Below are 13,355 nucleotides of genomic sequence, written 5' to 3' on the forward strand. Positions count from 1 at the left end.
TCATGAACGCCCCAAACCTCTCCCCCCGTTCCTCCCGCCCAACTTTTACTGAATTCTTTGCAGGCAGCGGTCTTGTCAGCCTCGCTCTCGCGCCTTTTTTCCAACCGGTTTGGGTGAACGACATCTGCCCCAAAAAAGCGGCGGTCTACCGGGCAAACCATGAAGGGGCTCCGTTTAGGTTGGAATCCATTGTCGATGTGCGCGGCGCCGACCTGCCTGCCGCAACGCTCTCGTGGGCCAGTTTCCCTTGCCAGGATCTGTCGCTGGCCGGCAACGGCGCCGGCATTCGGGCCAAGCGCAGCGGCCTTGCCTGGGAATGGCTGCGCGTCATCGACGAGATGCGCCACCGCCCGCCGGTGCTGGCGGCGGAAAACGTGGCGGGTCTGGTCTCCGCTCACAACGGCGGCCATTACCGCGCCCTGCACCAGGCCTTGACCGAACGCGGCTATCTGGTCGGCGCCATGCTGCTGGACGCCGTGCGCTGGCTGCCGCATTCCCGCCCCCGGGTGTTCGTGGTCGCGGTGGACAGACGCGCCGCCATTCCCTCGTCCTTGCTGGCGGATGGACCGACCTGGGCACACAACCCCGCCGTCTGCCGCGCGGCTAACGGCTTGGAACATTGGGTGTGGTGGCGCCTGCCCGAACCGGCGCCGCACCGGACAACGCTTAGCGATTTGCTTGACCTTGCCGCACCCTGCCATGACGCCGCAACGTCCCGCCGCAATCTCTCCCTGATCCCCGAAGAACATCTCCGCCGTCTGCAGCAAAGCCCTCTGCCGGCGGTTCCCGGATACAAACGAACCCGCCATGGCCGCCAGGTGCTGGAGCTGCGTTTTGACGACGTCGCCGGCTGCCTGCGCACCCCAGCCGGAGGCAGCAGCCGGCAAATGCTGGTTGTCCGCCGCGACGACGCCTGGCATACCCGCATCCTCACCCCGCGCGAGGCGGCGCGACTGATGGGCGCGCCGGACTCCTTCCTTCTGCCGGGAACCAACAGCGACGGCTACAAGGCCATGGGCGACGCTGTGGCCGCCCCGGTTGCCGCGCACCTGGCGGAACATCTCCTCGTCAAGCTGGCCCAGGCCTGCGCCGGCCTGGATGCACCACAGGCGTCAGGGGCCAGTTCACCTGCATAGCGCCGCCCGGGTGTTTCCCCGGTTCCTTTGTGCTCATACCAACCAACCGCCTGAATCTGCATTAAAATCTTCCCTGGCATAAAAAGGGGAAGGCAAACCGGCGCAGACTCCACGGACACAGGCACTGACATCGCCGCAAATCGCGCCAATCAACAGAATGTCACCCGCCAGCCGGCGCTGAACGGTTCCCAGGTAAAGCCGAATAAGGGTCTGCAGCCATTTCTCTTTGGTGAATCCTTAATGAGCAGGTATACAAAAAACAGCACGCCCTCACCGGCATCGTATTGTTGAACGAGTTCCCCCCATTCACCGGGGTGGCAAGAGCTGGGATTTGCGATTGCAACGAAAGCAGACTTTGCCGCCCGAGGAGGCAAAAGATGTTGCCAACGATTTTGACAACCAAGGTGCGCAGTGGTTCGGCGAACAGAATCAATGTGTGGGCTGTCCTGTTCATGCTGGCCTCCCTACTCTTGCCGCTGCACGCTTCTGCCTGGACCCCAGGCCTCAAGGAGGCTGCCGAAGCAGTGGCCAGAGGGTCGGCTTCAGCGGAGCAGCAGATGCTGGTTTTCCTCAAAAACGAGGAGATCAACCTCATGGGGATCAAAGGGACCGTCTCCAAGGATGTCTATGCCTCCTGCCAGTCCAATTTCGAGTCGCTCAACACCAAATTTGCTGGTCAGGCCGTTGAAGAGGCAGGATTCCAGACCGACTTCAAGCAGCGCTCGGCCCAGGCTAAAATCAATCCCGGCACCGACACCGATGTCAATTTTCGCGCCCCGGCGGGCAAGAAGATCGGGCTGGAGGATCTGAAAAAGATCGAGAGCAACTATCAGCGCATTGCCCGCCAGCATTTCGAAGGGCAAAAACTAAACGTCCCCGAGGGCCGGATCAATACCGACACCGATTTTTTGCCCGATCCCGGCCAGATGTCGCCCCAGGAATTCAAAAAATGCGCCGAGCATATCAATGCCAACGGCGGCACGGCCTACCAGAGCCCGGAAGCGGTCAACGCCCAGATGAAGCTCGACGGCAAGTCCACCGCTCCCGTTGATTTGGACGAGGCCATCTCCTTCACCACCGAAGGCAAGGCCCTGGCGCGACATAAACTTTCCGAAGCTCAAGCGCTGCGCCAAGACGCGGCCGCCATCCGCAAGGCCAATCCGGGCCTGGCGGAGAAACTTGAAGCCCAGGCCCAGCTCTACGAATCCCAGGCCTCGAAATACGTCAGCCGGATTGAGGAGGTGAACAACAACCTCCGTCGAGCCAATGGTCTGCCGGAAATTCCCAAAAGCACGGCCGTTGACGGCGAAGACCTCCTCCAGGGCCTCGACAAAGCCCGGGACAACATCAAATCCCTTAACCGGGGCACCCAAACCGCCACCGATGCATCGGCCATGCGCGCCCTGGAAGAGCAACTGCTGCAGAAGGCCACCGATCAGACCATCGACACCCTGGCGGAGATTGCCAAGCTCGATCCGATGAAGGCCAACCAGGCCCGCCGGGCCATTGCCGCCGAACTCAACAACCTGCCCCCGGCCAAGGTCGGCGAGGCCCTGAAACGGCTCGAGCAGACGGTGGGCCCCAACTTCACCAAGAGTATTGCCAACGAAAGCCGCAGATTGGCGGAGCTCTCCAAACCCGTGACCCGCACCATTGATGAAGTCGGGCTCTCCGCGGCGGATCGGGCGGTCGACAAGTTGGGCAAGACCGGAGTCAAGGCGCTCAAGGTCGGCATCATTGCCGGCGGGGCGTATTTCATGGGCAAGGACGGGGTCTACCACGCCCTGGAACAGACCGAGGCCACCGATACCGAGCTCGACTTCTTTTATAAAGTCTACAAAAACGCCGCCTGGTACGGGACCGGCATCGGCTACGCCTACGAGGAGGCCGAAAAAGAGGAACTGGCCAGCTACATGCGCGAGGTCGAGGCAGGACGCAATCCTGGGATGAGCAAACACGTCATCTTCACCATCCTCAAAACGCCCTTTCTCATGGGTCGAGACATCACCGTGGGCATCCTGTATGCACCGGATGCACTGATCGAGGCCATCACCGGCGCCAAGGAGGCCGAGGCCAAGGAGCGGGCCGCCAAGGAATTTCTGGCCGCGGTCCGGCTGGCGGTGCTCAATAAAAAGGAAACCGACCGGGCCAAAAATCTGGCCAAAGAGATGGGGGTGCGCCCGGAGGATGAAAAGGCCTTTCTCGACTGTATGTGCCGGGCCTGCGGCGGCTCCCTGGGCGGTTTTTTCAACCCCGCCTGCACCTCGGATATCGGCCATGGCCCCTGCCAGTGCAACGGCCCGTTGACCATCTGGAAGACGCCTCTGCCCATGGGTTCCAATGACCTCCAGTACACCTGCTTTAACAACGTCACCCAAATGCGTCACAACGAGGCCCAGGCCATCTTTGAAAAATGGCGCCAACGGATGCGTGAGGAAAATTTCAACAGCGCCAAGGAAGACGTGGCCGCGATCAAGGCGCACCTTGAAAAGGGCGAATTTGTCGAAGCCGCTGATCGGTTCAAGGGAATCAAGGACCTGATCGACGGCTCCATGGCCCCAGGCCCCGGTGACGGCAGCACGAGCAACCTCTCCTACGAACTGAGCACCCGCATCACCAACGGCCTGCTGCAACAGGCCCGGGAAAACGCCGCAGATCCGAATTTGGCCAACCCGTTGGCCCAATCGGTGCGCAAGGCCGAGAAGGCACGCGAGGTCAACCCGAACAATGCGGAAATCACCAAACGGGTCGCTCAATACAAAGACTGGGAAAAGGCTTGGAGCGAGGTGATCGGCAAGCAGGCGCCGGAGATCAAACGGCTGGTCGACCAAGGTTATATCAAGACCGCCACCGAACGTTTTGGCCATATTCAGACCGGGATCAACCAGGAACGGTTGCCGCCGCGACACAAGGACCCGCAGATGGTGGCCCTGGAGGAACTGCTGCGAAAGAAGCGGCTGCCCGAGGCCTATGCGGTGACGCTCACCGAACCGGCCGCGCAAGGACCACGCCCCAAAATCTGGCAATGCCCTGCCGCCGACAACTGCAGCATGGTCGAGGTCGGCGCGCACACCTTTGTCACCCAGGAACCAATCATCCTCCGGGCCGATATCACTCCTGGGGTCGACAACATGTTCTATGTCTGGAACGTGGAGCCCTTTCCGTCCGGCAGCCCCAACTGCAAAACCGAAATCGTTGACAACCGAATGACCCTGCGTTGCCCGGCTCGAGGCAACTATCTCGTTTCCGTCCGTGGTCAGAGCGGCGACACCTCGATGCTTGGGCACGCCTCACAACAGGTTGCGGTTGGGGTGGAGACAGATGAAGTCGACCGGGCCAAGCAACTCAAAGAGGCCTACGAGGCGGCGCGGAAACCCGGCGCCGCCCAGTTGCATCTGAGCGCGACCACGGTTGCACCCAAAGCGGCCGTCCCCCTCAGGTGGTCGGCGACGGGCAATATTGCGGATACGGCCTGGATCAGTCTGACGCCAGGGAGCACCTCCCACGACGATATCCGCGGCAATGACCGCTTCAGCATCACCTCCCGCCGGATCGGACCGGAGCGGTCCGGCGCCATGCAGTTCATCGCTCCCGAGAAACCGGGCGCCTATGAGCTGCGATTCAACGATCCAACCTCCGGCCGCGAACTGGCCACGGTTGCATTCACGGTCGAGACGAAAAAGCAGGTGGAAAAACCGACCTCTCCCCCGGTGCAGGCAACGCCAACATCCGCCCCGTCTTCGCCCCAAACAGCGCCTCAAACCGCGACCACCATCCCCTATGGCCCAGCGCTTCCACTGGCCGGAGAATGGCAGGTTGATTTCAACGGCTGGAAAGGCACCCTGACCTTTGGAACCGACGGCACGGCCGTGCTCCGCCTGCCGACTACGGCTGAACCACTCCGCAATATCGGGTACAAGACGACCGGCGAGGTGACCTTCACCCGTCCCCTGCCGGGCAAAAATCAACAGCAGGTGTACACCGGTCTGGTTTCCGGGAACACCGCCAAAGGAAAATTCGACTGCACCACCAGTGGCAACGGTTTTTCCTGGACAATGACGCGCACATCCGCAAAAACGACGCCGCCTGCCGACTCCAAACTGGCGGAGGCGCCGTCACCCGGCCCTGTGGAACCTTCGACCAAGCCGGCAACCAAAGCCGTCGCCGCCACGGCCGAGTCCGCGCAGACGCCTCTGCCGTCCAAGGCCGTTGCCGCAGAGAAAACAGCATCTTTGCCCAGCGGCTGGAAGCAGATCACCCTCGGCTATCTCCAATTCGGCATTCCCGCTTCCTTCCAGCACAAAACCAGCTCAGAATCCTGGGTGCAAACCCTCCATCTTTACTGGCAGGGGAACTTTGACATCCCGGATCACGGAATCACCTGCGGCGTGGTCACCAACTACAACAAGGCCAAGGAGGAAATGGGCGGCGGCAGCGCAACCACCGTTGCCGGGATGCAGGTCTTACGTGCAACCGACAACGAAAGCGAAACCCTGCTTTTCCCGCCAAAATCCGGGACTCAAGGGGTTGTTTTGATGTTTTTCACCGGCAACGGATCAAACTCGCCCAAGGCGGAGATCATCAATAGCATTCGTGAAGTTCGCTGATGCGATGTGGGGGAATAGGAATGGTGAGCAAGAAAAAAGGTTGGCCTGGACCTTGACGGGTGTCAGTCAGACCGCTCATTGTTGGGAACAAAAACAAGGTATAGGCGAAAGAAAGCAGCGCCTTAATCTGGTCGGCCGATGAAGTTCGGAATGTATATCAAGCCACTTGGTGCGATACGGCTGTGATACAAAAAAAGAAAAGCAACAAGCGTTAGCTTGTTGCTTTTTTATAGAGAAAATTGGTGAACGAGGCGGGATTCGAACCCGCGACCTTTGGCTTCGGAGGCCAACGCTCTATCCAGCTGAGCTACCCGTCCGTGCAAATGCGATCTAGCTATCGGTGCAGCCAGCACGAGCAGAACGCTTGAGCTGACTGATTTTCCTTTTTACCAAAAAGTTTTCCCAATTACCATAACATTGTAGGCTTTCTCCCTGCTTTTCAGCGGCGCCGCCACGCCGCTCTGCAAACGCTATCGGGAAAAGCAATGACGCACCGGCAAAAAGTCCGGGCCTGGGCTGGGTGGACCGGCAAGGCGCAACCTCACACTTTGTAATAGCCCCGATACCAGTCGACGAAATTCTTGATGCCGGCTTCGATTGAGGTCGCCGGTTTAAAGCCAACCGCCTCCACCAGATCCGTCACATCGGCGTAGGTGGCCGGCACGTCGCCGTCCTGCATGGGGAGGAAGTTCTTGCGCGCCTTCCGCCCCAGGCACTCCTCTAGCACCTCGATGTAGCGCATCAGCTTTTCTTTGTTGTTGTTGCCGATGTTAAAGACCCGCCAGGGGCAGTAACTGGTGGCTGCGTCGGGACGGTCGCCGCTCCAAGCGGGGTTGGGCGCGGCCACATGGTCAATCACCCGCACCACGCCTTCGACGATGTCGTCGATGTAGGTAAAGTCCCTCTCCATGTTGCCGTTGTTGAAGACGTTGATCGGCTGATCCTCGAGAATGGCTTTGGTGAATAAAAACAACGCCATGTCGGGCCGCCCCCAGGGGCCGTAGACGGTGAAAAACCGCAGTCCGGTGGTTGGGAGTTTAAACAAATGACTGTAGGTGTGGGCCATCAGTTCATTGGCTTTTTTTGACGCCGCATACAAGGAAACCGGATGATCAACGTTGTCGTGCACTGAAAAAGGCATCCGGGTGTTGGCCCCGTACACCGAACTCGACGAGGCGTACACCAGATGCTTGACCCCGTTGTGACGGCACCCTTCGAGCAGATTGACAAACCCGACCAGGTTGGTGTCCACGTAGGAGTGCGGATTGATCAAGGAGTAACGGACGCCGGCCTGGGCCGCGAGATTGACCACGGCGTCGAATTGCTCGTCGGCAAACAGAGCAGCGGTGCGCTCCCGGTCCGCCATGTCAAATTCGGCGTTGCGAAAGCTCGCGTAGGCCTGCAATTCGGCCAGACGGTCCCGTTTCAGTTGCGGGTCATAGTAATCGTTGAGATTATCCAGCCCGACAACCGTCCGCCCCTCGGCCAGCAACCGAAGCGCCAAGCCGTGACCGATAAACCCGGCCGCGCCGGTAATCAATAATTTTTGCATTCGCCGCCGCCCCTGTTACGATTGCTTTTCGAAAATAATATCATAATGATGCTCTCTGCGCTCAATCGTCAAAATTGCCCTGCGGCCCCTTGTCGGTTGCCTGGCTTGCAGCCCGCTCTCTGATTCTGGCCTCGGTCCACTGTTCAGGCGACTCGATCCGACCGGTTTTGGGGCCGATATCGTAGGACCCGGCCTCAAGAATCGCCTCAACCCCAAAGCGGGCGGTGTCGGCGGCATTGAACACCTCAACCAGCAGGGTGTAGATAAAATTTTCCACCCGCCGCGCCATCCGCTCGCGCACCGCCCGCGGTTGCCCCATGATCTTGTTTTCAAACGGCAGATTGAGGCTTTTGTAATCGCCCTTTTTCCAGCCTTTGCTCTCGGCGTAGGCGCGCATCTCCTGCCACAATTCTTCGGTCACGCCTTCGCCGGGAATCTTGATGAAGTCGCCGTTTGCATCGAGCGCGGCGTTGCCGTAATCGTTGACCGCCAGTCCCCAGGAGACCATCTGCAGGGCAGTGGCCACATTGGCCTTGGTGGTGTAGGTCTGGGCGGCGATAGCCCGCAAGCGGTCGGAGTTGTTGCCCGAAGTGCCGTGTTGGGCGCCGGAAACCGCATATCCGGCCAGGGATTTGTGAATTTCGGCGGTCAGTTCCACCTGAATGCCCTGGGCCGAGGCCTCAATGCCGTGGGTGGTGCCGTTGTTCAGCGCAATCCAGTCGGGAAAAACATCGTGGGCGTTCAGCCCTTGAATCATGAACAGGGCCTCTTCCTTGGTGGAAAGCCCAAGTTTGCCTTTGATTTCGCCCACCTCGGTTTCCATCCCGGCCCACGAGGGGATATATTTGGCCAACTCGACGCTGGCCAGCAGGTTGTCGGCATCGGCCATGTGGGAGGCGTCGATGGCAATCGAGGTGATGCCGGCCTCAAAAATTGTCGGAATCTCAACAACCGCCGCCGGCACGTCCGCAGGCTTTTTGATGCCGTAATGATCGGCGTGAACCGCCACCGGCACGGTAATGCCCAGCTCGTTGCACAGGGCGTCAACCTGGCGGGCGATGTTCCAGTAGTTGACCGGGCAGTAGGCGTTGGCCCCGCCTTCGGAACGGGCGATCTCGATAATAATTGCGGCATGCGCCCGTTGCGCCGCCTGCAGGGCGCCGCGAATGATCAGGTTGTTTCTGCCGTTGGCGGCAATGGTCATGGCCCCGCCCTTGGCCAGCATGGCGCGGTCAATGACCTTGCCGCTGACGATCAACGCCCGCGAGTTGGGAAACAGGGTTCTGATGTTCGGCGGCCGGCCGACTTCCAGGGCTTTTTCAAAATCAGCGAGATAGGACATTCTTTCCTCCTGTTGACAAGCATTCGGGTCATTCGGTTGACGGCGACAGGCGGCGATGCGCGCGCGACCGATCCATACCGGTAAATATCACAAAATAAACGAGTTGTTACCTGATCGGCAAGGACAAAAACACAGACGTCTTGCTCATTCCTGCTCGCCCTCAGCAGCAGCGTCGCCCTCGCTGGCCTCGGATTTTGCCGGAAAACCAGCCAAGGTTTTGCGGGCGAAAACCGCCACCGCCACAATGCTGATCTCGTAGAGCACGATCAACGGCCCAGCCATCAGCAGTTGGTTGACCACGTCCGGGGTGGGGGTGAGAATGGCGGCGACAATAAAGGCAATCAACAACGCATACTTCCGGTTTTTCACCAAAAAAGGCTTATTGACGATCCCGATCTTGCCGAGGAACACCATGAACAGCGGCAGTTCAAAAATGACCCCAAAGGCAAAAAACAACCGCAACGCCAGGGAAAAATACTCGTCGACCGAGGGCATAGGTTCGAGGAAGGCGCTGGAATAGCCAAGCAGAAAACGAAAGGCCGGCGGAAAGACGACAAAGTAGCCAAAGGCTGCGCCGCCGATAAAGCAGAGGGTGGAAATCACCGTAAAAGGGACCAGCACCCGCTTTTCGTGGTGGTACAGGCCGGGGGAAATAAATCGCCAGATTTGCACAAAGATGACCGGGCTGGCGAGAACCGCGCCGCAGACCAGAGCGAGCTTTAGATAAAAAAAAACCCTTCTTGGTAGGAAGTGAAAATCAGTGTTTTGCCTTCGGGCAGAACCTTGATCAACGGGCGAAGAAACCAGTCGGCCAAGGGTTGGACCACGCTGTAAGCGACTGCAAAACCGGCGGCCACGGCGGCCAGGGAAATCAGCAGACAGGAGCGCAACTCGGCCAGGTGCTCGGTCAGGGTCTGTTGATCAAATTGTTCCTGTGCGTCCACGTTGTTCCATCCAAGTTCGTGATTCGAGAAAATATTTGCTCTGCTTTTTACCCCATCGCCGGGCTAAAGTAAACTGGTTATGGATAATGTTTGACTTCAACTTCATCTTGCGGATACACTGGCCAATATGTCCAATGGTTTGATTTGCAAGGATTTTTACAAGGATGAACATGGCTTCCATTCTCGTTGTCGACGATGAGCTGAGCATGCGCGAGTTTCTCAAGATCCTGCTTGAGAAAGAGGGGTACCGGGTAACGACAGCGGCCGAGGGCAAAAGCGCGCTCGCGCTCGCCGAAAAGACCCCTTTTGACCTGATGATCTCCGACATCCGCATGCCCGGCATGAGCGGGTTGGAACTCCTGGCGCGGCTCAAACAGCTGCAAACGGATATCGGCGTGATCATGATCACCGCCTTTGCCTCGCCCGACGACGCGGTGGCGGCAATGAAAAACGGGGCCTTTGATTACATCACCAAGCCCTTCAACGTCGACGAGATCAAGAATGTGGTCCGGGCGGCGCTCAAGAAAAGACCGCAGGCTGAACATTGCATCCCCTGCGGCTTCCCCGAGATTATCGGGCAGAGTTCGGAGATGATGAAAATCTTTGAACTGATCGCCAAAATAGCGCCCACCCCGGCCAATGTGCTCATTTACGGCGAATCAGGGACCGGCAAGGAATTGGTGGCCAAAGCCATTCACAATCGCTCACGGGTGGCGACCAACCCTTTTGTGCCCATTACCTGCAGCGCCATTCCCGAAAGCCTGCTGGAGAGCGAACTCTTTGGCCACGTCAAAGGTTCCTTTACCGGGGCGATTGCCGACAAGGCCGGACTCTTTCAACAGGCCGACCGGGGCACCGCCTTTCTCGACGAGATCGGCGAGCTGACGCCGATCATTCAGACCAAACTTTTGCGCGTGCTGCAGGAGCGGGAGTTCATGCCGGTGGGCTCGACCAAGACCCGCCAGGTCAACGTGCGGATCATCGCCGCCACCAACCGAATATTGGAGCAAGAAATTATCTCGGGAAAATTCCGCGAAGACCTCTACTACCGTCTGGCGGTGGTGCCCATCCGGGTGCCGCCGCTGCGCGAGCGCATCGGCGACGTGCCGCTGTTGGTCGACCATTTCCTTAAAAAATACTCAACCCTGCTCGGCAAAGAGGTGCAGACCATCAGCTCCTACGGTATGGAGGTGCTGATGCAGTATGATTTTCCCGGCAATGTTCGCGAATTGGAAAACATCATTGAACGCGGCGTGGCTCTGGAGTCGTCCAATATCATCCTGCCGGAAAGTTTGATTTTGTCGCTGCACCGTCAGGAAAAAAACAAGCCCACCACCGCAGGCGCGCACAGCCAGGCCAATGCGCCGCTGTTTGTGGCCGCAGCCGACGAAAACGAACTCTTTGAGCAGGGGCTGGAAGAGATCCTGCAACGGGTGGAGAAAGAGATGATTCTCCACGCCCTGGCCAAAGCCGACCATTCCAAGATGCGCGCCGCCGACCTGCTCAAACTCAGTTTCCGCAGCCTGCGCTACAAAACGAAAAAACACGGCCTCGACTGAAACCGCAGCCTCCCGCAGGGGGCTGTCCCGCTTTCCATCAAATGCAACCGGCACGCCTATGTTTCGTTTTATCTCCCGTGCATTCATTCCGGCCGCTGACGGCGAACAGGAGACCAGAAGGCATATTTTCTGGTGGCTCCTGATCCGGGTGGCGCTGTTCTCCTTTCTCCTCAGCATCACGTCGTATTTGCGCGGCAAAGGACATCCGGTCATCCTGCCGCCTCTTTCGGCGACCACCCTGTTTCTTCTTGGAGTGTACGGACACTCCATAGCCTCCGTCCTCCTCCTGCAAAAAAAGGTTTGGCGGGCGCGGCGCTTTGGCGTCATCCAACTCCTCTCCGACCTCGTTTTTTATGGGCTGTTCGTCTACGCCACCGGGTGCAGCCAGTCCAATTTCACCGCCCTATTGATCTTGCCGGTCATCGCCGGCGGTTTGATCCTCTATCGAATAGGCGGCCTGTTCCTGGCGGCGTGCGCCACCTTCCTCTACGGCGGCGTGCTGGCGCTTGAACTGTCCGGCTGGATTCCCTCGTATTTCTGGACAGCGTCGTACAAACCGCCTGCCAATGTGCTTGTGGGCGTCAATCTTTTTGCCATCTATGGCCTGATTTTCTTTCTTGCTGCGATCTTGAGCGGGCAACTGGCCAGACGGCTGCGCGTCATTGAGGAAAAGCTGCGGAGGACGTCGCTTGAATATGACCGGCTTTCCATCCTCTACAAACAAATTTTCGACGACATCTCAACCGGCATCATCACCACCGACTGGGGCGATTTCATCACCTCCTACAATCAGACGGCGGAACGAATCACCGGCTACGGCCGCGAAAAAATCCTGGGACAGCCGTTCAATCGGGTGTTCCCCGACATTCGTCTGCAGGAAAAACAAGGGCGGAGCGTGTGCGACTTCCAAAAAAACGACGGGGCTCGCATCCGCATCGGTTACTCTTTCTCGTATCTCAACATGCCGGTACAGGAGGCCCAGACGGAGCAGACGGGCAAGTGGAAGGTGATTACCTTGCAGGACATCAGCCAGATAGAGCGGATGGAACAGCAGGTGCGGGAAGCGGAGAAAATGGCGGCCATCGGCGAGTTGAGCGCCTCGATTGCCCATGATTTCAGGAATCCGCTGGCGGCAATTTCAGGATCGGCCCAGATTCTGACCATGGAGCAAAATCCGCTTGAGACGCTGGACGCCGCAACCTTTAAAACCCTGCTCGGCATCATTTTGCGGGAATCCAACCGGATGGCGAAAACCATCACCGATTTTCTGCAGTTTGCCCGACCGGCAACAATCCAGCCCGAGTGGTTCGATTTCAGCCGACTGGTAGACGAGGTGATTGCGCGCTTGCTGCAAAACGCCAACACCACAGCGGCCGCGACCATCCGCAAAGAAATTCCGGATCATTTGCACTGCTGGGGGGATCGCCAGCAGATGCAGACCATTCTGAACCAACTGCTGGAAAACGCCTGCAACGCGGCAGGCGGCGGCCAAGGGAGCATCGTGGTTGTTGCCCGCGAGACCAACGCAAAGGGCGCCGGGGCCTTTTGCCTGGAGGTAAAGGATCAAGGGCCGGGCATCCCGTCTGAGTTGCGCGACAAGGTGTTCACCCCCTTTTTCTCCACCCGCACCGACGGCACCGGCCTGGGCCTGGCCATTGTCCGGCAGATTGTGGAAAACCACCAAGGCACGATTGAAATCGGCGAGACAGCATCCCAGGGGTGCGTCATGCGGCTGTGCCTCCCCCTCCCGCAAACTCCTGCGCCCTGACTATTCCCTGATTTTTTGCACTCTGCCGCCCAGGCCGCTTAACTTCTCCACCATGTTTTCATAGCCCCGTTCAAGGTGATAAATCCTTGAAATCTCGGTGACGCCGCTTGCGGAAAGTCCTGCAATCACCAGTGAGGCCGAGGCCCGCAGGTCGGTGGCCATGACCGGCGCGCCGCAAAGCTTGTCGCGGCCAATGCCGCGCACCACGGCCCGGGAACCTTCGATGGCGATGTCGGCCCCCAATCGTTTGAGTTCGGCCACATGCATGAACCGATTTTCAAAAATCGTTTCGTGGATAATCGACGTTCCGTCGCCCTGGGCCATCAGGGCCATGAACTGGGCCTGCAGATCCGTGGGGAAACCGGGGTACGGCAAGGTGGTGACGTCAACGCTGCGCAGTCGGCAGCGACTCCGGCCGTCGACCTCAGGACAGGCAATCGTCAAGGT

General features: G+C 58.8%; 6 protein-coding genes, 1 tRNA gene and 2 pseudogenes. 4 read left to right on the plus strand and 5 right to left on the minus strand.

The window, feature by feature from the left end:
- The first annotated feature begins 2 nt into the window (after window positions 1–2).
- Both RCH93_RS05985 and RCH93_RS05990 read left to right on the plus strand, forming a co-directional pair.
- Window positions 3–1,136: a DNA cytosine methyltransferase gene (locus RCH93_RS05985; RefSeq protein ID WP_306547419.1), complete on the plus strand. Its 1,134-nt coding sequence runs from the start codon at window positions 3–5 to the stop codon at window positions 1,134–1,136.
- A gap of 377 nt (window positions 1,137–1,513) precedes the next feature.
- Window positions 1,514–5,743 carry a hypothetical protein gene (locus RCH93_RS05990; RefSeq protein WP_306547420.1) on the plus strand — a complete coding sequence of 1,410 codons (4,230 nt, stop codon included), beginning with the start codon at window positions 1,514–1,516 and terminating at the stop codon, window positions 5,741–5,743.
- Window positions 5,744–5,983: 240 nt separating this feature from the next.
- On the opposite strand, the gene RCH93_RS05995 is transcribed toward RCH93_RS05990, so the two are convergent.
- From RCH93_RS05995 to tatC, 4 genes and pseudogenes are all read right to left on the minus strand, one after another.
- A tRNA-Arg gene (locus RCH93_RS05995) sits at window positions 5,984–6,060 on the minus strand.
- A 224-nt stretch (window positions 6,061–6,284) separates the two neighbouring features.
- Entirely contained in the window at window positions 6,285–7,295 is a 1,011-nt protein-coding gene (locus tag RCH93_RS06000; protein WP_306547421.1) for an NAD-dependent epimerase, read from the minus strand.
- A gap of 61 nt (window positions 7,296–7,356) precedes the next feature.
- Complete coding sequence (locus tag RCH93_RS06005) at window positions 7,357–8,637, minus strand: class II fructose-bisphosphate aldolase (protein WP_306547422.1); 1,281 nt, start codon at window positions 8,635–8,637, stop codon at window positions 7,357–7,359.
- A 144-nt stretch (window positions 8,638–8,781) separates the two neighbouring features.
- A pseudogene (gene tatC, locus RCH93_RS06010) lies at window positions 8,782–9,581 on the minus strand (twin-arginine translocase subunit TatC).
- A gap of 170 nt (window positions 9,582–9,751) precedes the next feature.
- Here tatC and RCH93_RS06020 point away from each other — a divergent pair.
- Window positions 9,752–11,140, plus strand: coding sequence for a sigma-54 dependent transcriptional regulator (locus tag RCH93_RS06020; RefSeq protein WP_306547424.1), 1,389 nt, complete (start codon window positions 9,752–9,754; stop codon window positions 11,138–11,140).
- A gap of 58 nt (window positions 11,141–11,198) precedes the next feature.
- Window positions 11,199–12,908, plus strand: coding sequence for a nitrogen regulation protein NR(II) (locus RCH93_RS06025; protein ID WP_306547425.1), 1,710 nt, complete (start codon window positions 11,199–11,201; stop codon window positions 12,906–12,908).
- Here the strand turns inward: RCH93_RS06025 and RCH93_RS06030 are convergent.
- Window positions 12,909–13,355, minus strand: a pseudogene (locus tag RCH93_RS06030) (UDP-N-acetylglucosamine 1-carboxyvinyltransferase); the annotation flags it as partial.

Source organism: Desulfobulbus sp. (assembly GCF_030824455.1).
Lineage (GTDB): Bacteria > Desulfobacterota > Desulfobulbia > Desulfobulbales > Desulfobulbaceae > Desulfobulbus.